A 21,545-nucleotide genomic window follows, 5' to 3' on the forward strand; every position below is an offset into this window, starting at 1 on the left:
TTCACCCTGGTCACTTACTTATGTAAGCTCCCAGGGATTTACAGGCTGGCCGCCTTCCTGTAACGAGAAATACTTAGGGAAAATTGTGTAAGTTACAAATTAAATAATCCCCAGTGCACGTTTACCGTGAATATTTAAATCATCCAGCGTGAAGCGTCCTTCCCAGTTTGTTTCGTAATCTTCACGCGGGAAATCACCCGGCGATACACCTTTTTCCAGCGCGGCCTTCACCTTATGTGCATAGGCGAGATTCTTCTCACACATCGGTGCGGCGGGGATGTACATCACGTTACCCCAACCCTGTTGATTCTCAACCGGCGCAACGGAATGGATCACATCGCAATGCCACCACACGGAATCGCCGGCATCCAGTTGCGGAATGCTGGTTAACGCTTCGATCAACAACGGATGCCATTGCTGTGAAATTGGCAGCACTCGTCCGGGTGCGACGCCGCACAGCTCATCTTCCGGGACATCGTCAAGCAGCGGGCGTAACAGTACATAAGCCATCGCTTCAGGAATGGGAACCACATGCAGTAACCCTTGGCCCGGCAACATATCGGAAAGTGCCGTCCAACCCTGGAAGGTGCGAAACACGGAACACTTAGTGGTGTTATCGACCGTATACTCTTCGACATCGGTACGATGTGCCGCATGCCACGGATCGTAATCGGCCAGATTACCGTTAAAGACAGAGGCAAAAACGCGCTGGTACGCCGGAAGCAGCCAGCGCTCCAGCGCGCCGGAGTCAGTATGCGCCCCGAGGCCTTTGGAAGTGGTTCCTGGTGGACGGCGGCGGATACGGTCAGGATAGATTACGCTGACGTCTGGGTTAAACCACTGTTTACCTTCACTTTCATAGGTCCACAGGTGATTAAGGAACGACTGTGCGTTAGCCATTTCTTCACTCTGGCGGGCCTGCATTTGCGCCTGTGACCAGTAGATCGGGTAGATTTCAGGGCGCGAGGCGCTCAGGGTACCGAAGAAGTTATCGCCGGGCCCTTTGTAAACTTCATCAAAATGGTTGCGATCCAGGTAATCCAGCATCGACTGATCCCATGCCAGCGCCTGCTCGCGGGGGAAATGGCCCTTAATGACCGCACATCCGCGACGTCTAATCTCTTCTCGCTGCTCTGCGCTCACGCGGCCCGCTTTGATATCGGCATAAGATAATATCGGCCAGACCGGAGCACCTTGCGCTTTGAGCGCGTTGATCTCCGCCACGCGGGTGGCAATGGTATCGCTAAGCTGACTGAAGATTTGCTGGACGTCACCAAGCTGTGTCCGCAATTCCTGCTTCATCTGACGGATCGCTGCTTTGTGATCGGCAGGTAACGTGTCGCTGGTAAAAGTAAGAGCCATAACCACCTCGCATTAACTTTCATTCGAAACTGATTTATCTTGCAAGTGATAATATAGGTTAAAAATAAGTTAATGCAAATTTAAAAAAACAATATGGCACACGTGGAGGAAATTGGACGTTTTGCCTGATTTGACATGAAAATGGAGGTTGACGGGGAAAAAACGTTAACCAGCAACCAGGGGGGCTATCTATACTTCTTTCCTCAGTGACATTTCGCCCACTAAAGACCGGAACAAAGAGGATGGGCCTGGTCTAACAAAAGGACATTTTTCAATGGAAAGAAAAGGAACGCTTCATCTCTTTACCGTTCCAGTCTGCATTCTGATTTATGCGTTCTGGCAGTGCTGGCGGGTAGCTGATGATATCAATGGCGTTGGAGAGGCGAATCTCCGGTTGATACTGGCGATGTTGGCGATAGCGCTTGCCGGCGCGGCTTTAGCTGTAGTGGGGATGGCAGTGGGGTTATGTAAGACTAGCGCCCGCGCTTCGCGACATTCCCAGAGTACCCTGATTCGCACATTTACGCGCTGTCGACGGTTGTTGCCCTTTGTGATGGCTACAGAAATTATAGTCTGTGGTTTGGCCGTTATTTGCCTGGCGTTATCGGAAGTTATCTGGATTTTGTCGCATATCGGTGGGGCGGGTGGTTTCAAACTTGTGGCGATCATCCTGATTGCCGCCGGCGCCATTTTCTGGATGCTATTAAAAAGTCTGGCTTCCATCAAACGCTGTTTCACCCTCTTTCAACTTGATGATACAGACATTTGCGGGGTGAATGTCACCGCAGAGAATAACCCAGCGCTATGGCAATGGATACGTGACATCACCCGGCGTGGGGAACTGATCGTACCTGACAATATCGTGGTCGGTTTTTTTGACGGCTTCTTTGTCACCGCCAATGCCGTTCAAATTGAAGATGGCAAGCGATTGACGGGCAATACACTCTATTTGCCGCTAACGTCGATGGCGTTTCTGGATGAAGCGGAAACGGCTGCGGTGATTGGTCACGAACTGAGTCATTTTACAGGAGAGGATACGCAGTATAGCCTGCGTTTCGCTCCGCTGTATGCCGGTATCCAAAACAGCCTTGAACATATGGCGAACAGCTCGCAGGGGTTTTCCTGGCTTGATCGCATAGTACTGCGCCCGTCGCTGGATATGGGACTCTGGTTTTTGCAGAACTTCCATGAAACGGTCAGTGACTGGAGCCGAATCCGTGAATATACGGCTGATGGTATCGGAGCAAAGATTTCTTCTCCCGCTGCGTTCGCATCGGCATTACTGCGTATATCAGCGCTGGATGTACCGGTTTCCCGATTTATTGAGGACCTTTTGCACGGGCGAGTGACCAGCGCGAACTGGCTTGCCGATCTGCTTTCTACGCTGCAGGATATTGGGCAGCTTGAGCCGCATAACAGTCTCGATAATGAAATAGCGCATCCGATGGATAGCCATCCGACGACACGTGAACGCATTGCGGCACTGGCGGTGCCGCTGGACGGTGAACTGTTGACGCGGGCTGCCCGGCCGGTCGTAAAAGATGACAACGCGTTTTTCCGTGGGTTATTCACCGATGCGGATGCTTTGAGCGCATCGCTTTCACGCACTATGTCGGTAAAAATTGCCTCACAACGCGAAGTTTATCGCCAGGCGCTTGAAGCCGAAGCCGGGTTGGCAACAGAATCGGTGGCGCTGTGGATGAGTGCTAAAGGGCCATGGTATATGATTGTTGCAAGCTTTTTGCTGCTGTCGGGCGGTGGGGCTTTGCTGCTGTTCAAGACGGTCAGCGTGTGGTGCTGGTTGATTCCTTTAGGTGGAATCGCCTTTGGGCTGTTGGGCATTGCCACCTTACGGCGAACGTGGCAGCCGCTGCTGGTGTTGACGCAGGACGCGATCACCAGTCCGTGGTTGCCTCAGCCGTTACCGCTTAACTATATTTCCAGCTATAACCTGACGATTATTTCCAGTTCGATGACGATTGAATTCTTCATTAACGACGAATATCAACCGAATATCACCACCAAACGGTTTATGCAGGTTATTCGGTTTAATCCGAAAAAACATGCGGTTGCGATTGTGGTGGCCGGTGATTTGTTACGCCAGCAGGAAGAGGGAAAAGTTAAGCTGGATGCTCAAGCATTACTGGAGCTTATCGGGCAATACATTGCGTCTTCCTATGCTCGCGCTGAGCTAGAGGATTTCTGACGAGATGGGTGGCGTACAAATACCGGAGCTAAGCTCCGGTATTTGTCAGGCGTTAAACGGCGAGGTGTTATCGAGTACGGACTGGATCACGTTCAGTGCGCCCTGATGATTGTTGTCATCGGTCTGATAGCGGGCAATCGCTTTAATGCTGTCGGCGGCATTTGCCATGGCGAAAGAGTAGTGCGCCATTTTCAGCATTTCCGCATCGTTACCGCTGTCGCCAATGGCAACGACATTCTGTGGCGACAGGTTCCAGCGTTTTAGCAATCGGCTGATGCCATTGGCTTTATGTAAACCAGGAATGATCAGATCGATAAAACCAAAACCGCTGGTGACGGGCTTCATAATACCGTCCAGTGAGCTATGTAAGTGGTCGATAACTAACGGGATTTTCGCATCAGGCAGATTTAGCGAGAACTTGAACAGCACATCATCAATGTCCTGATAGTCCGTCACGGGTTTCAGGCGATGATAGTGTTTTGACATCAACGCGACAAAGGACTCCGGGGCATTTTTGCTAACGTAGGCGCTTTTCAGTCCACAGGCCACAAAGTTCAGTTGCTTATCTTTTAGCAGTTCACCAATGACAATGCGGGATTCGTGGTGGGTAAGTTCGCCGTGAAAAAGCTGTTTGCCGTGTTCATACACCAGCGCGCCGTTCTCTGCGACAAAAGAGATCTCGTCTTTGAGTTGCGGGAAAAAGGAGATGAGCTGGTAATACTGGTTGCCGCTGGCCACGACAAATTCAATATCTCTTTTTTTCAGTTCCTGGTACTGCGACATAAATCGCTGGCGATCGTACTGCTTGGCATCGTCGAGAAAAGTTCCGTCCATATCGGTGACGATAACTTTGATGGTCATATCTGCTCCTGGTATTTACTGCAACCAGAAACATTCTAATAACAATGTGACCTGTAGCACAAATTTATTTCATTCGAAACTAAAATGCCCGGCAGGCGAAAATGCCCCCGGGCAATGGGATTACAGCATATGTTCGGTGCGGGCGATGATATCGTCCTGAGCATCCGGAGACAGCGCGGTGAAGAAGGCTGAGTAGCCAGCCACACGCACCACCAGATCACGGTATTGATCCGGGTGTTTTTTCGCTTCCAACAGCGTTTCGCGCGAAACGATGTTGTACTGAATATGCCAGCCTTTGTGCTCTTCAAAGAAGGTGCGCAGCAGGAACATCAGCTTCTGCTTATCAGATTCATTTTCCAGCGTGGCCGGATTCAGCTTCTGGTTTAACAGCACGCCACCGAGGATCGCACTGGTCGGCAGTTTGCCCACTGAGCCAATCACCGCCGTTGGGCCGAGGTGGTCGGTACCGGATGCCGGGCTTGCGCCTTCCGCCAGCGGGGTATGCGCTTTACGGCCATCCGGCGTTGCCATCGTTGCGGCGCCAAACGGCACGTTTGCTGAGATGGAAGAGGTGCCGGCATAGTAATTGCCACCGACCGGGCCGCGACCGTAACGCGGGTTATGATACTGCTTCAGCTCATCGATATAGGTCTGATAAGCGCGGGCCAGTAGGGTATCGACGCTGTCATCATCGTTACCGTATTTCGGTGCGCCGTTGATTAAACGCTGGCGCAGTTGTTCATGAGTGAGGCCATTGAAGTCATCCGCCAGCGCAGCCGCCAGCTGTTGCTGACCGATAATACCCTGATCGAAGATCAATTTTTTCACAGCTGCCAGACTGTTACCAAGGTTAGCAATGCCGACCTGCAAACCGGATACCCAGTCATATTTTGCGCCGCCTTGCTTAATACTCTTCGCCCGCTCAATGCAATCATCCACCAGCGCTGAGCACAGGATGTCGTGGACGTTTTCTTCCAACATGGTATCGACTACATACTCAATCTCGATGGATTTGCGTGTGTAGTAGCGGATCTGCGTGTCCCAGGCCGCCATCACTTCATCGAAGTTATGGAAGTTACCGGCAGAGAGCGCTTTTTCCTGTGGCAGGAATACTTTACCGCTGGTGGCATCGCGGCCGCCTTCCAACGCGGCCAGCATCACACGAGCAAAGTTAATAAAGCTCATGCCAGTGCAGCGATAGCCCCATTTGCCGCCAACGGCGGTTTCGATGCAGCCAATGGCCGCATAGTCGTAAGCGTCCTGCGGCTCAATGCCCAGCTTAATGAATTCCGGAATGACTATTTCATCGTTGTTAAAGGCTGGCATTCCGAAGCCGCAGCGGATGACCTGCACGCAGGCATCAAGGAAATCGTTACTCATTCCGGCGTGATAACGCACGCTGAGATTCGGCTGGGTGGAACGCAGACGACCGCAGGATTCCAGAATGGCGTAGGAGAGCGGGTTGACGGCATCCATCGGCTGACCGTTGACCAGATTCTGGCCGCCGATAGTGACGTTTTGATACAACGGGCTGCCTGCTGAGGCTTTCGAGTGAGAGCCGGAGCGGATTTTGTTCACTTCCAGCAGCTTCAGCCAGCAGCTGTGCAGCAGCTCAATGGCGTGCTCGCGGTCGAGACTCTGGTTCAGCTCCACATCGCGACGATAGAACGGGTAGAGATACTGGTCCATACGGCCAAACGACACCGAGTGGCCGTTCGATTCGATTTGCAGGATCAACTGGATGAAATAGCACAGCTGCAGCGCCTGCCAGAATGTTTTTGGCGGTTCGTGGGCGATCACATCGCAGTTGTCTGCCATTGCCAGCAGCTCATCGCGACGGCTTTCACGGGTTTCAGTCGCCGCCATTTTACGCGCCAGGCTGGCGAAACGTTCGATATGCAGGCTGACGGCATCCAGCACAATATCAATCGCTTTCAGGAACTGATCGCCATGAAGGTCTTCCAGGCAGGTCAGGTTAATGCGGGAACGACGTTCATCGACTTTGTGGCGCAGCCCATCAATGCCTTTTTCAAGCAGCAGCGGGAAGTTCACCGCCAGGTGCGCATCGCCGGAGGTCATGTTGCCTTCTGCTTTGATGATGCCAGTTTCCAGCAGGCCTTTTTGTTCGTCGGTAAACATGCCGTAGCAGCGATCCTGCACGGTCTGACCACGCCACCACGGGCATATTTCATGCAGTACGCGCTTATTCTCTTCGCTGACCGCAAAGCCTGCACCAGGACGGTCGGCCAAATCGTCGATCTCTTTTTCAATCCACGACACGGTATATTCCGGGAAGATCGGTGCGGCACGGACTTCACTCGCCTGGTTACCGATAATCAACTCATCGTGTTTAATCCAGATGGTACGTTCCGCCAGATGGTGAGCCAGCGCCAGTGCGCGGCGTACCGGGATGGGTTTGTCCAGATGTTGCTGATACATCTCGGTATAGTGCTGGGCGCGCTCGGTACAAACTGGTGGTTTCACAATGTGGATCAGGGCCGTTTTATGCGCTTTAGTACGGTCGCTGAGTGTGTCCAGTTTCAGAGTCGTCATGGTTGTTATCCTCGTAGGGTCGCGGTTAAGCCTTTATGGCTGGCGTACTGCTGGGCAAATTCGAGCAGCGCAGGCGCATCAAGAGGTTTATCCGGGGCGTTGTAGGGTTGACTGAGTAAGTGGTATTTGTTGATGCCCAGGGTGTGGTAGGGCAAAAAATGAATCTCGCTGACGTGAAGTTCATCGGCGGTAAAATCGGTAATGGCTTTAATGGCCTCTTCGTTGGCGTTGAAACCCTGAATCAGCGGTACGCGAATAATCATTTTTTTACCGGCAGCGGCCAGTTTTTTTAGATTTTCCAGCACGCGAGCGGCGTTGCCATCGGTCCACTGCTTAAACGGCGTATCGGCGACGTGTTTTAAATCGGCAAGAAACAGATCGATGTTCGCTAACGAAGGCTCAATATACTTCCACGGCACGTGCAGGCAGGTTTCGACCGCAGTATGAATGCCCGCATCGTGGCTGGCTTTGAACAACGCCGCAGCCAGCTCCGGCTGCATAAACGGTTCACCGCCGGAAAGCGTTATCCCGCCATCGCTGCGGTCGTAGAAGGGTTTATCGCGCAGCACGGTGGACATGATCTCCTCCACGCTTTTTACTTCACCGCAGACGGTAAGCGCCTGGGTTGGGCAGCAGTGGGTCAGCGCGGTGAGAGTCTCATCGGTCAGTTTTTCGCGATGAATAAGCAGGCCGCTCAGCGCTCGCTCAATAACGTCAGGTGCAGCCTGAGCACACAGGTCACAGCCGTCCAGACAAAGGCGAGCGTCGTACAGCAGATCCTGTGTACGGGCACGACTCTCCGGGTTCTGGCACCAGCGACAGCCCAGGGAGCATCCCTTAAGGAACACTACGGTACGGATACCGGGACCATCGTGGGTGGAATAACGCTGGATATTGAAAATCATAAGCGGCCTCTTATCTTTCGTATAAAGATTAAATTACTTTCGAATGAAAGTTATATTGACGTGCGTCAACTAACCGCGCGGTTTCGTCGTGCTACCTTTAATTCATGCTAATTATTCGTTTGAGGACAGGTTATGGAACTCTATTTGGATACATCTGATGTTGATGCGGTCAAAACTCTGGCGCGTGTTTTTCCGCTGGCAGGGGTGACCACTAACCCAAGCATTGTGGCGGCAGGTAAAAAGACGCTGGAAGTGTTACTGCCGCAATTGCAGGAAGCGATGGGCGGGCAAGGCCGTCTGTTTGCGCAGGTGATGGCGACGACCGCTGAAGGGATGGTCAGTGACGCGCGTAAACTACAGGCAATCATTCCGGATATCGTGGTGAAAGTACCGGTCACAGCAGAAGGTCTGGCGGCAATTAAGTTACTGAAAGAAGAAGGGATCCCGACGCTGGGTACTGCGGTCTACGGTGCAGCGCAGGGACTGCTGGCGGCGCTGGCAGGGGCGGAATACATTGCGCCATACGTTAACCGAGTGGATGCTCAGGGCGGCGATGGCATCCAGACTGTGACCGATCTGCAGAATTTACTGAAAATGCATGCTCCGCACGCCAAAGTACTGGCAGCCAGTTTCAAAACACCACGTCAGGCGCTGGACTGCCTGCTGGCCGGCTGCGAGTCCATCACACTGCCGCTGGATGTCGCTCAACAGATGATTAGCTCTCCAGCCGTTGATGCTGCCGTGGCGAAGTTCGAACATGACTGGCAGAGCGCGTTTGGACGTACGTCGATTTAAGTGGAATGCTGACCCGGCCTACGACTCTTGCTTTGTAGGCCGGATAAGATAACGCCATCATCCGGCAATATTACAACCCGCACACCTCACAGCCGGGATTGCGCATCAGCTTCATTTCCCGAAACTGGCAGGTCATCGCATCGTACATCACGATTTTACCGCTTGCCGGTTTACCGAAGTTTGCCAGTAGCTTAATGGCCTCCATCGCCTGCAGCGAACCGATTACACCAATCAGCGGGGACATCACGCCGGCCTCCACGCAGGTTAAGGCGTTTTCACCGAACAGGCGGCTCAGACAGCGGTAGCAGGCTTCACCCTCCTGATACGTAAAGACGGTGATTTGTCCTTCCATACGAATGGCTGCACCGGATACCAGTGGAGTCTTTGTGGCAAAGCAGGCGGCGTTGAGCTGGTTGCGCACCGTGACGTTATCTGTGCAGTCCAGCACCAGGTCATGTTCTACAATCAGCGCATGCATCGCGGCATCATCGAGCAGTGCATTCACCGGCGTAATGGTGATATGTGGATTAATCCGCGTCAGCGCATCGCGCGCCGATTCAACTTTTGGCTGCCCGACGGTTGCGTCGCTATGCAGCGTTTGGCGCTGGAGATTGGAAACCGACACGGTATCAAAGTCGAGCAGGGTCAAATGCCCGACGCCCGCGCCCGCCAGGTACTGGGTCGCGGCGCAGCCAAGGCCCCCCAGACCAACGACCAACACCCGCGCCTCTTTTAGCGCTTCCTGACCTTCAAAGTCGAAGCCGCGCAGGATGATTTGCCGGTTATAGCGCAGCATCTCCTGATCGCTGAGTTCCGCCATTATTACAGGCCCCCAAACAGCGCGTTAAACGGCTCAACGTCGACCCATTCTCCGGCTTCAACGTTACCGCGATCGCGTTCAAGGACGATAAAACAGTTGCCCTGGCTGAAGGAGCTAAAAATATGCGAACCCTGATGGCCTGTGGTGGTGACCTCTAGTTCGCCATCTGCCGTGCGCTGTAATACTCCGCGCTGAAAATCCAGACGGCCTGGCGTTTTCTTCAGACGTGATGCGGTGCGTACGCGCTGGCGTGGCGGTAATCCGCTGGCGGTGTTGCCGCTCAGTTTTGCGAGCAGCGGTTGCACCAACTGATAGAAAGTGAGGGCGGCAGATACTGGATTGCCCGGCAGGCCACAAAACCAGCTGTTGCTCAGTTTACCGAAAGCGAACGGTTTACCCGGTTTGATAGCCAGTTTCCAGAAGGCTATTTCACCCAGTTCTTCCAGAATGGTTTTGGTGTAGTCTGCTTCCCCGACCGACACGCCGCCGGAGCTTATCACCACATCGGCCTGGCTGTCGGCTTCGATAAACGTCGCGCGCAGGGCGTGAGGATCGTCGCGGATAATACCTAAGTTGATGACATCGCAGCCCAGTTGTTGCAGCATCAGGTGTACGGCCAGGCGGTTGGTGTCGTAAATCTGTCCGTCGCCCAACGGTTGGCCTGGCAGTTGCAGCTCATCACCGGTGGAAAACAGCGCCACGCGCACTTTGCGCACGACCTGTACATTGGCAATACCGAGCGAGGCAAGCACCGGGAGCTCGGCGGTTGTCAGGCGAGTCCCGGCAGGGAATACCACCGCGCCATTAGCAATATCTTCACCACGCAGACGAATATTTTGTCCACTGCGGACATCAGCGGTAAAACGAATTCCGCCGTCAGTCTGTTCCGTTTGCTCCTGCATCACCACGGCTTCACAACCGGTAGGCACCGGCGCGCCGGTCATAATGCGGATGCAGGTCCCCGCAGGCCATTCCCCGTGAAAAGGCTGTCCGGCAAAGGATTTACCGGCCACCGCAAGCGGCAGACCGGATTGCAGATCAGCTAAACGCAGCGCATAGCCATCCATTGCTGAGTTATCGAACCCCGGCACATCAATTGGCGAGACGACGTCCGTTGCCAGCACGCGACCAAAGCATTCCACCAGCGGCAGCGTTTCAACGGCGGTGAGAGGGGTAACAGACGACAGCATTTGTGAGAGTGCCGTTTCGAGCGGCATCAGTCCGGCGGTATATTCCATGAGAAGACTCCTGCGAGGCAAAATCGAATCCGGTCATTATGTCAGAAAACAGGCGTAGACAGTATGCCACCTCAGTCTTAGGTGCGGGCCTTTATCTTTACATGACGTCTGCATCTTTCTATATTCAAAAATCGAATCAATAACTCACAGAAATTCTGCTATTTATAACCACGTTTCCTGCCACCTTAATGGACGACAAAAATGGGCAAAGCAGTCATTGCAATTCACGGCGGCGCTGGCGCAATAACCCGCACGCAGCTGAGTCAGGAACAGGAATTGCGTTACATACAGGCGTTGTCAGATATCGTTGACGTGGGGCAACGTATGCTGGAGGCGGGACAAAGTGCGCTGGATGTGGTGACCGAAGCCGTGCGCTTGCTAGAAGAGTGCCCTCTGTTTAATGCCGGAATTGGCGCTGTATATACCCGTGATGAAACCCATGAACTGGATGCCTGCGTGATGGACGGAAATACGCTGCAGGCGGGAGCCGTCGCTGGAGTCTGCCACCTGCGTAATCCGATCCTCGCGGCCCGTCTGGTGATGGAAAAAAGTCCGCACGTCATGATGATAGGCGAAGGGGCGGAAAACTTTGCCTTCGCGCAGGGCATGGAACGCGTTAGCGCGGATATTTTCTCGACGCCAGAACGGTATGCCCAGCTACTGGCAGCACGTGCGACAGGAGAAACGGTGCTTGATCATGGCGGTACGCCGCTGGATGAGAGCAACAAAATGGGCACCGTCGGTGCGGTGGCACTGGATAAGGACGGTAATCTGGCGGCGGCGACGTCGACTGGCGGCATGACTAACAAACTGCCTGGACGCGTCGGGGATAGCCCGTTAGTCGGTGCCGGTTGTTACGCCAATAACGCCAGCGTGGCGGTCTCGTGTACCGGAACCGGAGAAGTGTTTATTCGCGCGCTGGCGGCTTATGACATCGCCGCGCTGATGGATTATGGCGGACTGAGCTTATCAGAGGCGTGCGAACGCGTGGTGATGGAAAAATTACCGGCGCTGGGTGGTAGTGGCGGGCTTATTGCCGTCGATCATGAAGGCAATGTGGCCTTACCGTTTAATAGCGAAGGCATGTACCGTGCCTGGGGATACGCTGGCGATACGCCAACCACCGGTATTTACCGGGAGAAAGGAGATACCGTTGCCACACAGTGATGAGCTTGACGTCAACGATGTACTGGCGGTCAGCAATCTGAATATTGCGTTTGAGCAAGAGCGGAATCGGGTCAGTGCGGTGCGCAATCTGTCATTTCGCCTCAAGCGTGGGGAAACGCTGGCGATTGTTGGTGAATCCGGTTCAGGAAAGTCGGTCACTGCGCTGTCGCTAATGCGCCTGATTGAACAGGCGGGCGGTGAGGTCAACTGTGATGAAATGCTACTTCGGCGACGCAACCGGCAGGTGATTGAACTGGGTGAACAAAGCGGGTCGCAGATGCGTCATGTGCGCGGCGCAGATATTGCCATGATCTTCCAGGAGCCGATGACATCGCTTAATCCGGTGTTCACCGTGGGTGAGCAGATTGCCGAGTCCATTCGTTTGCATCAGGGAGCAAGCCGTGAAGAGGCGATGGAAGAGGCCAAACGGATGCTCGATCAGGTGCGAATACCGGAGTCGAGGGCCATTTTATCGCGTTTTCCGCATCAGCTTTCTGGCGGTATGCGCCAGCGGGTAATGATTGCCATGGCGCTGTCGTGCCGTCCTGCGGTGCTGATTGCCGATGAGCCGACCACGGCGCTGGATGTCACCATTCAGGCGCAGATCCTGCAACTGATTAAAGTGTTACAGCAGGACATGTCCATGGGGGTGATTTTTATCACCCACGATATGGGCGTTGTTGCCGATATTGCCGACCGCGTACTGGTGATGTATCAGGGAGAAGCTGTTGAAACCGGTAGCGTTGAGCAAATTTTTCACGCCCCGCAACACCCTTATACTAAAGCGCTTCTGGCTGCCGTGCCGCAACTCGGAGCGATGAGTGGGTATGACCTTCCGCGCCGTTTCCCGCTGATTTCGCTGCAGGATCCCGACCACTGTGAGCCACAAACCGAACAGGACACGGTGGTGGAGGGCGAGCCGATTCTGCAGGTGCGTAATCTGGTGACGCGTTTTCCGCTGCGTAGCGGCATTCTCAATCGCGTGACCCGCGAGGTACATGCGGTGGAAAACGTCAGTTTTGATTTGTGGCCTGGCGAAACGCTCTCGCTGGTGGGAGAGTCCGGCTGTGGTAAATCGACTACCGGGCGGGCGTTGTTGCGATTAGTAGAGTCACAGCGCGGTGAGATCACCTTCAACGGGCAGCGCATTGACACGCTGGCCAGCAGCAAGCTTCAACCGCTACGCCGTGATATCCAGTTTATTTTCCAGGACCCTTATGCGTCGCTCGATCCGCGCCAGACGGTAGGCTACTCCATTCTGGAGCCGCTGCGGGTTCACGGTTTATTGCAGGGGGATGCCGCAGCGAAACGGGTCGCGTGGCTGCTGGAGCGTGTAGGGTTACTTCCTGAACACGCCTGGCGCTATCCGCACGAGTTTTCCGGCGGTCAGCGTCAGCGTATTTGTATTGCCAGGGCGCTGGCGCTCAATCCAAAAGTGATCATTGCCGATGAATCGGTTTCGGCGCTGGATGTCTCGATTCGCGGGCAGATTATCAATTTGTTGCTCGATCTACAGCGGGAAATGGGTATCGCCTATCTGTTTATTTCTCACGATATGGCGGTGGTCGAGCGTATCAGCCACCGTGTAGCGGTGATGTACCTGGGGCAAATTGTCGAGATTGGCCCCCGTCGGGCGGTGTTTGAAAATCCACAGCACCCGTACACCCGAAAATTAATGGCGGCGGTTCCGGTTGCCGATCCGTCACATCAGCGGCCGCAGCGCGTGCTGCTGTCGGATGATATCCCCAGCAATATCCGCAAACGCGGTGAAGAAATTTCCCCCGTGTCACTCCAGTTAGTGGGGCCGGGGCATTATGTTGCGCGTCCGCAGGCGGAAAATGCGCTTTTGCGTCTATAACAGGCAGGGTTCAGGAGAATAACATGAGACAAATTGTTGCTCGAAAATGGCTGGTTGCGCTGGGGGTTGCTTCAGCACTGGCAGCATCCCCTGCCTGGTCGGCAAAAGATGTGGTGGTGGCGGTAGGGTCCAATTTCACTACGCTCGATCCGTATGACGCGAACGACACGTTGTCGCAGGCGGTGGCGAAATCGTTTTATCAGGGGCTGTTTGGCCTCGATAAAGAGATGAAGCTGAAAAATGTGCTGGCAGAAAGCTACACCGTTTCTGATGATGGCCTGACGTATACTGTAACACTGCGTCAGGGGGTGAAGTTTCAGGATGGCACCGATTTCAATGCTGAGGCGGTCAAAGCTAATCTTGAGCGGGCCAGCAATCCGGAAAATCATCTTAAGCGGTATAACCTGTATAAAAATATTGATAAAACCGAGGTCGTCGATCCGTCGACGGTGAAAATTACGCTAAAACAGCCGTTCTCGGCGTTTATCAATATTCTGGCGCATCCGGCAACGGCGATGATTTCTCCGACGGCGCTAAAAAAATACGGTAAAGATATCGGCTTCCATCCTGTTGGTACTGGGCCGTACCAGCTTGAAACCTGGAATCAGACCGATTTTGTGAAGGTGAAAAAGTTCCCCGGCTACTGGCAGCAGGGCTTGCCGAAGCTTGATACGATTACCTGGCGTCCGGTGACGGACAATAACACCCGAGCGGCGATGCTGCAGACCGGCGAGGCGCAGTTCGCTTTTCCAATCCCTTACGAGCAAGCCGCGTTACTGGCGAAGAATAAAAACCTGCAACTGGTTGCCAGTCCGTCAATTATGCAGCGCTACATCAGCATGAACGTGACGCAAAAACCGTTTGATAACCCGAAGGTGCGCGAGGCGCTGAACTATGCCATCAACCGCCAGGCGCTGGTCAAAGTGGCTTTTGCCGGTTATGCCACACCGGCTACCGGCGTGCTTCCGCCAGCAATCGCCTACGCGCAAAGCTATACGCCGTGGCCGTACGATCCGGCGAAAGCCCGTGAATTGCTGAAAGAGGCTGGTTATCCCAACGGATTTACTACCACACTTTGGTCATCACATAATCACAGCACAGCGCAGAAAGTGCTGCAATTTACCCAGCAGCAGTTAGCGCAGGTGGGGATCAAAGCACAGGTTACGGCGATGGATGCCGGGCAGCGGGCAGCGGAAGTTGAAGGTAAAGCGCAGAAAGAGAGCGGGGTACGAATGTTCTACACCGGCTGGTCTGCGTCAACAGGTGAAGCTGACTGGGCGCTGTCGCCGCTATTTGCATCACAAAACTGGCCGCCAACGCTGTTTAACACTGCGTTTTACAGTAACAAGCAGGTGGACAGCGATTTAGCCGCTGCGCTGCAAACTAACGATCCTGGCGAAAAAGCGCGGTTGTACAAAGATGCGCAGGATATCATCTGGAAAGAGTCGCCGTGGATCCCGCTGGTGGTAGAGAAACTGATCTCTGCACACAGCACAAAGTTGACCGGATTCTGGATTATGCCGGACACCGGATTTAGTTTTGATGATGCGGATTTGCAATAAGCTATTCACTCGGCCCCTGAGCACCGGGGGCCGCCGAAGGGAGTCTGATGCTTAATTATGTTTTCAAGCGCCTGCTGGGGTTAATTCCAACTCTGCTGATCGTTGCGGTGCTGGTGTTTTTGTTTGTTCATCTGCTGCCTGGCGATCCGGCCCGGTTGATTGCCGGGCCGGAGGCCGACGCCGAGGTTATTGAACTGGTGCGCCAACAGTTGGGTCTGGACCAGCCGCTGCATCTTCAGTTCTGGCACTACATGACGAATGTGCTGCAAGGTGACTTTGGCACCTCTATGGTGTCGCGTCGTCCGGTTGCCGAAGAGATTGCCAGCCGCTTTATGCCCTCACTGTGGTTGACGATTGCCAGCATGACGTGGGCGGTATTGTTTGGCATGACAGCGGGGATCATCGCCGCCGTATGGCGAAATCGCTGGCCAGACAGGTTGAGTATGACGCTGGCGGTCACCGGGATCTCCTTCCCGGCGTTTGCCCTCGGCATGCTGTTGATGCAGATTTTTTCCGTGGAACTCGGCTGGCTACCCACCGTGGGTGCGGATTCATGGCAGCATTATATTCTCCCCTCCATCACGCTGGGTGCGGCGGTGGCGGCGGTATTGGCGCGTTTTACCCGCGCTTCGTTTGTCGATGTGCTTAGCGAAGATTACATGCGCACTGCACGGGCAAAGGGAGTGAGTGAAACATGGGTGGTGTTAAAACACGGTCTGCGTAACGCGATGATCCCGGTGGTGACAATGATGGGGTTGCAGTTTGGCTTTTTGCTTGGCGGCTCCATTGTGGTTGAGAAAGTTTTCAACTGGCCAGGGCTCGGACGACTGTTGGTGGACTCTGTCGAAATGCGAGACTACCCGGTGATTCAGGCCGAGGTGTTGTTGTTTTCTCTGGAGTTTATTCTTATTAACTTAGTGGTGGATGTGCTCTATGCCGCCATTAATCCGGCTATCAGGTACAAGTAAGGATGCGATTTTTTAACTGGCGCCGACAGGCGATTTTAAATGCAATGCCGCTCGTTAAGCCTGAACAGATCCGTACACCGTGGCATGAGTTCTGGCGGCGTTTTCGTCGCCAGCGTGTGGCGATGATCGCCGGATTATTTGTGCTGGCCTTGATTCTGGTGGCGATATTTGCCCGCTGGCTGACGCCGTTTGATGCCGAGAATTACTTCGATTATGACCGCCTCAATGACGGACCGTCGATGCTGCACTGGTTTGGCGTCGATTCGCTGGGGCGGGATATTTTTAGCCGTGTGCTGGTTGGCGCGCAAATTTCGCTGGCGGCGGGGGTTTTTGCCGTTTTTATTGGCGCGGCGATAGGTACGGTACTGGGCTTGTTGGCAGGCTATTACGAAGGCTGGTGGGATCGGCTGATTATGCGCATTTGCGATGTGTTATTCGCTTTTCCGGGTATTCTACTGGCGATAGCGGTGGTGGCGGTACTTGGAAGCGGTATTGCTAACGTCATTATTGCCGTAGCCATCTTCTCCATTCCGGCCTTTGCGCGACTGGTGCGTGGTAATACGCTAGTCCTCAAACAGCAGACCTTTATTGAGTCGGCGCGCAGCATTGGTGCCAGCGATACGACCATCATCTTCAACCATATTCTGCCGGGAACGGTCTCGTCGATCGTGGTCTTTTTTACTATGCGCATCGGGACGTCGATAATCTCCGCCGCGAGTTTGTCGTTCCTGGGATTGGGTGCCCAGCCACCGACTCCGGAGTGGGGCGCGATGCTCAACGAAGCACGGGCGGATATGGTGATTGCCCCACACGTGGCGATTTTTCCTGCGGTGGCGATATTCCTGACGGTGCTGGCGTTTAACTTACTGGGGGATGGTCTGCGCGATGCGCTGGACCCGAAGATAAAAGGGTAGAAACAAGGCCGGATGAGGCATGTATGCCGCCATCCGGTAATAGGCCCGGTAGTGCAAGCTTACCGGGTTTACAACGCGTTAAACGCGGGCGCCCCACAGATCGTATTCGTCTGCGTTTTCAACCTTCACGCGGATGATATCGCCAGGCTTCACGTTTGTTTCGCCATTCATGTACACCGCGCCGTCGATTTCCGGGGCGTCAGCCATGCTACGACCAATCGCGCCCTCTTCGTCAACTTCATCCACGATGACCAGAATTTCGCGGCCCACTTTTTCCTGCAAACGTTCAGCAGAGATCTGCTGCTGCAATTGCATAAAGCGATTCCAGCGTTCTTCTTTCACCTCTTCCGGGATTTGGTCTGGCAGCTCATTGGCCCCTGCACCTTCTACCGGGCTGTATTTAAAGCAGCCGACGCGATCCAGGCGTGCTTCTTTCAGGAAGTCGAGTAGCATCTGGAAGTCTTCTTCGGTTTCACCCGGGAAGCCGACAATGAACGTTGAGCGTAAAGTCAGTTCAGGGCAGATTTCACGCCACTGCTTAATACGCGCTAACTGGCGGTCTACGGAACCTGGGCGCTTCATCAGCTTCAGAATACGCGGGCTGGCGTGCTGCAGCGGGATGTCCAGATACGGCAGGATTTTACCTTCCGCCATCAGCGGAATGACATCATCGACGTGCGGGTACGGGTAAACATAGTGCAGACGGGTCCAGATCCCCAGCTTCGACAACTGCTCGCACAGATCAACCATGCTGGTTTTGACCGGCTCGCCGTTATGGAAACCGGTGCGGTGCTTCACATCCACGCCGTAAGCAGAGGTGTCCTGTGAGATCACCAGGATCTCTTTGACGCCCGCATCAACCAGACGTTTGGCTTCGCTGAGCACCTCACCAATCGGGCGGCTCACCAGATCGCCGCGCATGGACGGAATGATGCAGAACGTGCAGCGGTGATTACAACCTTCAGAGATTTTCAAATAGGCGTAATGACGCGGAGTCAGCTTGACGCCCTGCTCAGGAACCAGACTCTGAAACGGGTTGTGCTTCGGTTTCGGCACGTAATGGTGAACGTGTTCCAGAACCTGCTCGTAACTATGCGGTCCGGTGATTTCCAGCACCTTCGGGTGGACTTCACGGATCTGATCGACTTTCGCGCCCAGACAACCGGTGACAATCACCTTGCCATTCTCGTTCAGTGCTTCGCCAATCACTTCCAGCGATTCTTGTACAGCGCTGTCGATAAAGCCGCAGGTGTTAACGATAACCATATCCGCATCGTCGTAATTCGGCACTACGTCATAACCTTCGGTACGAAGTTCAGTCAGGATGCGCTCAGAATCAACGAGGTTTTTCGGACAACCTAGTGAAATAAAACCAATTTTTGCCATTTTTCTTATACTGTACATTGCTCGTAATCGGGGGATTATACAGATGCCTTCGTGCGACATCTATATCTGATGATCAGAAGTCGGATGCCATAAAGGGGAATCCCGGTAAATGATTTACCGACAGCAGAAAGGTGTTTAGAGAGTCTAATTCCGGCTTTAAGTGTCACTTCTTGGCTATAGAGAAGAAGTCTTATAAATTTAATTCATCGAGCGTTATCCATGAGGTTAAATTTGAAAGACATTGCTTTGCAGTCAAAACTTAAAATGGCGAGAACCCTTTATGCTAATGGCGTGAGCTTATATTATATTTCTCTCGCTACCGGTTTAAGTTGGCGTTTATTAATGAATGAACTTCATTCCATTACTCGTCATAAAGTGAGCCCGCAAAATAATAAACGCTTATAAATCCACTTTTAATTTATTTTTCTTCTATTCTTCTGCCCCTGTCCTGTCCTGTCCTGTTCTGAGAGGTAACGTTGATATGTATATTTCCCCCCTTCCTACAGCCGCTGATATTGATGTTGATAAACTCAGGGATGATATTGCCAATAAGCTCTTATTTACGATTGGTAAAGATCCTGCGATTGCGACTAAGCGCGAATGGTTAAACGCAACGCTATATGCCGTCCGCGATCGTATGGTCGAACGCTGGCACCGTTCAAACCGGGCGCAATTCTCTCAGGACGCTCGTCAGGTTTATTACCTGTCGATGGAGTTTTTGATTGGACGTACTTTGTCTAATGCGCTGCTTTCTTTAGGGATTTATGACGAAGTGAACAGCGCACTCGAGGCCATGGGACTGGATCTGGAAGAGCTGATTGATGAAGAAAATGACCCCGGGCTTGGCAATGGCGGCCTCGGGCGACTGGCTGCTTGTTTCCTTGACTCGCTGGCCACGCTGGGCTTGCCAGGATGTGGCTACGGTATTCGCTATAACTACGGTATGTTCAAACAAAGTATCGTCAACGGGGTACAAAAGGAGTCGCTGGACTACTGGCTGGAATACGGGAATCCATGGGAGTTTAAGCGTCATAATACCCACTATAAGGTGCGTTTTGGTGGCCGTATTCAGCAGGAAGGCAGTAAAACCCGCTGGGTTGAGACCGAGGATATTCTGGCCGTAGCGCATGACCAGATTGTCCCAGGTTATGCCACCGACACTACCAATACCTTGCGCTTGTGGAATGTGCAGGTTAATAGCGAAGTTAATTCAGGCAAAGTGAATCTGAATGATGATTTTGCCGTTGAAGTGGAAAACAAATACCACTTTGACAAGATCTCGCGGGTGCTGTACCCGGATGACTCCACCGATGCGGGGCGTGAACTGCGTTTACGCCAGGCTTATTTCCTGGCCTCAGCAACGATTCAGGATATATTGAGTCGTCATTACCAACTGCACAAAACCTACCATAATCTGGCCGATAAAATTGCGATTCACCTTAATGATACCCATCCGGTTCTGGCGATCCCTGAACTGATGCGTCTGTTAATCGATAACCATCAATTCGCATGGGATGATGCGTTTGACGTGACCTGTCAGATCTTCTCCTATACCAACCACACCTTGATGAGCGAAGCGCTGGAAACATGGCCGGTGGAAATGCTGAGCCGGATCCTGCCTCGTCATTTGCAAATTATTTTTGAAATTAACGATCGCTTCCTGAAATCCGTTCAGGACAAATATCACGATGATAGTGAGTTGCTCAAACGGGTCTCGTTAATTGATGAATCGCATGGCCGGGTGGTGCGGATGGCCTGGTTGGCCGTGGTGGTCAGCCATAAAGTGAACGGGGTGTCAGCATTACATTCAAAGTTGATGACGGAATCACTGTTTGCCGACTTCGCGCGTATCTTTCCGATGCGGTTCACCAACGTGACGAATGGCGTGACGGCCCGTCGCTGGCTGGCGCTGGCTAATCCGCCGCTGGCGAGCGTACTGGATGAGAATATTGGTCAGAACTGGCGCACCAAACTGATGCAGCTTGCAGAGTTGAAGCAGTATCTTGATTATCCGAGCGTGAATGACGCGGTGTATCGCGCGAAGCACAAAAATAAGCAACGGCTGGCGCACCATATTGCCACTCAGTACGGGATAGTGGTGAATCCTGAAGCCCTGTTTGATGTACAGGTGAAGCGCATCCATGAGTACAAGCGGCAATTATTGAATGTGCTCCATATTATTACCCGCTACAACCGTATTAAAGCCGCGCCGGATGAAAACTGGGTTCCTCGCGTGAATATCTTTGCTGGCAAGGCCGCCTCGTCGTATCACATGGCGAAACAAATTATTCGCTTAATTAACGATGTGGCGCAGCGGGTAAATAACGATCCGCAAATCGGCGGCAAGCTGAAGGTGGTGTTTATCCCGGATTACAGTGTCAGCCTGGCGCAGTTGATCATTCCAGCTGCCGATCTTTCCGAGCAAATATCACTGGCGGGAACCGAAGCCTCCGGCACCAGTAACATGAAGTTTGGTCTAAATGGTGCGTTGACCATTGGCACGCTGGACGGCGCGAATATTGAAATGCAGAAATATGTCGGTGAAGATAATATCTTTATCTTTGGCAATATGGCACAGGAAGTTGAAGCTTTACGACGTGACGGCTATAACCCAAGAACGATTTTTGAGAATGATGCTGAACTGCATCAGGCACTGACGCAAATTGGCACCGGCCTGTTCAGCCCGCAGGAGCCTGGGCGGTATCAGAACATCCTGGATTCATTGATTAACTTCGGTGACTATTACCAGGTGTTAGCGGATTATCGCAGTTATGTCGATTGCCAGGATACGGTGGATGAGCTGTATCGTACTCCTCGTGAGTGGACGACGAAAACGTTGCATAATATTGCCAATATGGGGTATTTCTCGTCGGACAGAACGGTACAGGAATATGCCGATAATATCTGGCGTATTACCAATATCCGTATCTAACTCTTAATCATAATGGAC

General features: G+C 53.1%; 15 protein-coding genes. 8 read left to right on the forward strand and 7 right to left on the reverse strand.

Translation table 11 applies throughout. The annotated features are described in order from the left end of the window. Nucleotides 1-99 precede the first annotated feature (99 nt). On the reverse strand, nucleotides 100-1,362 hold the full coding sequence (locus E4Z61_RS01090) for a DUF1479 domain-containing protein (protein ID WP_135321145.1): 1,263 nt from the start codon (nucleotides 1,360-1,362) through the stop codon (nucleotides 100-102). Nucleotides 1,363-1,636: 274 nt separating this feature from the next. On the opposite strand from E4Z61_RS01090, the gene E4Z61_RS01095 reads away from it, so the two are divergent. Further along, a complete protein-coding gene (locus E4Z61_RS01095) occupies nucleotides 1,637-3,568 on the forward strand; it encodes a M48 family metallopeptidase (RefSeq protein ID WP_135321146.1) in 1,932 nt (643 codons plus the stop codon). A 45-nt stretch (nucleotides 3,569-3,613) separates the two neighbouring features. Here E4Z61_RS01095 and E4Z61_RS01100 read toward each other — a convergent pair whose 3' ends face one another. The 3 genes from E4Z61_RS01100 to E4Z61_RS01110 all read right to left on the reverse strand — a co-directional run bounded on the left by E4Z61_RS01100 (nucleotide 3,614) and on the right by E4Z61_RS01110 (nucleotide 7,887). Further along, on the reverse strand, nucleotides 3,614-4,429 hold the full coding sequence (locus E4Z61_RS01100; protein ID WP_135321147.1) for a Cof-type HAD-IIB family hydrolase: 816 nt from the start codon (nucleotides 4,427-4,429) through the stop codon (nucleotides 3,614-3,616). 120 nt (nucleotides 4,430-4,549) lie between these two features. Continuing rightward, a complete protein-coding gene (locus tag E4Z61_RS01105; RefSeq protein WP_135321148.1) occupies nucleotides 4,550-6,982 on the reverse strand; it encodes a glycyl radical protein in 2,433 nt (810 codons plus the stop codon). A 5-nt stretch (nucleotides 6,983-6,987) separates the two neighbouring features. After that, nucleotides 6,988-7,887 carry a glycyl-radical enzyme activating protein gene (locus tag E4Z61_RS01110; RefSeq protein ID WP_135321149.1) on the reverse strand — a complete coding sequence of 300 codons (900 nt, stop codon included), beginning with the start codon at nucleotides 7,885-7,887 and terminating at the stop codon, nucleotides 6,988-6,990. 132 nt (nucleotides 7,888-8,019) lie between these two features. On the opposite strand from E4Z61_RS01110, the gene fsa reads away from it, so the two are divergent. Beyond that, on the forward strand, nucleotides 8,020-8,682 hold the full coding sequence (gene fsa, locus E4Z61_RS01115) for a fructose-6-phosphate aldolase (protein WP_135321150.1): 663 nt from the start codon (nucleotides 8,020-8,022) through the stop codon (nucleotides 8,680-8,682). A 70-nt stretch (nucleotides 8,683-8,752) separates the two neighbouring features. Here the strand turns inward: fsa and moeB are convergent, their stop codons facing one another. Then, nucleotides 8,753-9,502, reverse strand: coding sequence for a molybdopterin-synthase adenylyltransferase MoeB (gene moeB / locus E4Z61_RS01120; protein WP_135321151.1), 750 nt, complete (start codon nucleotides 9,500-9,502; stop codon nucleotides 8,753-8,755). 2 nt (nucleotides 9,503-9,504) lie between these two features. Further along, nucleotides 9,505-10,740: a molybdopterin molybdotransferase MoeA gene (gene moeA / locus E4Z61_RS01125; protein ID WP_135321152.1), complete on the reverse strand. Its 1,236-nt coding sequence runs from the start codon at nucleotides 10,738-10,740 to the stop codon at nucleotides 9,505-9,507. Nucleotides 10,741-10,941: 201 nt separating this feature from the next. Between moeA and iaaA the strand changes: the two genes are divergently transcribed. Genes iaaA through gsiD form a run of 5 tightly spaced genes read left to right on the forward strand, consistent with a single transcriptional unit; the run spans nucleotide 10,942 to nucleotide 17,209 of the window. Beyond that, nucleotides 10,942-11,907 (forward strand): beta-aspartyl-peptidase, encoded by a 966-nt coding sequence (gene iaaA / locus E4Z61_RS01130; protein WP_135321153.1) that lies wholly within the window; start codon nucleotides 10,942-10,944, stop codon nucleotides 11,905-11,907. After that, the gene (gene gsiA / locus E4Z61_RS01135; RefSeq protein WP_135321154.1) at nucleotides 11,894-13,765 is read left to right on the forward strand and encodes a glutathione ABC transporter ATP-binding protein GsiA; all 1,872 of its coding nucleotides are present in this window, start codon (nucleotides 11,894-11,896) and stop codon (nucleotides 13,763-13,765) included. The genes iaaA and gsiA overlap by 14 nt, the downstream gene beginning before the upstream one ends. Nucleotides 13,766-13,788: 23 nt before the next feature. Next, nucleotides 13,789-15,327, forward strand: a complete 1,539-nt coding sequence (gsiB, locus tag E4Z61_RS01140; RefSeq protein ID WP_135321155.1) for a glutathione ABC transporter substrate-binding protein GsiB — start codon at nucleotides 13,789-13,791, stop codon at nucleotides 15,325-15,327. 47 nt (nucleotides 15,328-15,374) lie between these two features. Continuing rightward, nucleotides 15,375-16,295 carry a glutathione ABC transporter permease GsiC gene (gsiC, locus tag E4Z61_RS01145; protein WP_135321156.1) on the forward strand — a complete coding sequence of 307 codons (921 nt, stop codon included), beginning with the start codon at nucleotides 15,375-15,377 and terminating at the stop codon, nucleotides 16,293-16,295. A 2-nt stretch (nucleotides 16,296-16,297) separates the two neighbouring features. Next, nucleotides 16,298-17,209 (forward strand): glutathione ABC transporter permease GsiD, encoded by a 912-nt coding sequence (gene gsiD / locus E4Z61_RS01150; RefSeq protein ID WP_096757731.1) that lies wholly within the window; start codon nucleotides 16,298-16,300, stop codon nucleotides 17,207-17,209. Nucleotides 17,210-17,287: 78 nt separating this feature from the next. On the opposite strand, the gene rimO is transcribed toward gsiD, so the two are convergent. Continuing rightward, on the reverse strand, nucleotides 17,288-18,595 hold the full coding sequence (gene rimO, locus E4Z61_RS01155; RefSeq protein WP_135321157.1) for a 30S ribosomal protein S12 methylthiotransferase RimO: 1,308 nt from the start codon (nucleotides 18,593-18,595) through the stop codon (nucleotides 17,288-17,290). A gap of 481 nt (nucleotides 18,596-19,076) precedes the next feature. Between rimO and glgP the strand changes: the two genes are divergently transcribed. Beyond that, nucleotides 19,077-21,527 (forward strand): glycogen phosphorylase, encoded by a 2,451-nt coding sequence (glgP, locus tag E4Z61_RS01165; protein WP_135321159.1) that lies wholly within the window; start codon nucleotides 19,077-19,079, stop codon nucleotides 21,525-21,527. Nucleotides 21,528-21,545 lie beyond the last annotated feature (18 nt).

This window comes from Citrobacter tructae (genome assembly GCF_004684345.1).
Taxonomy (GTDB): Bacteria; Pseudomonadota; Gammaproteobacteria; order Enterobacterales; family Enterobacteriaceae; genus Citrobacter; species Citrobacter tructae.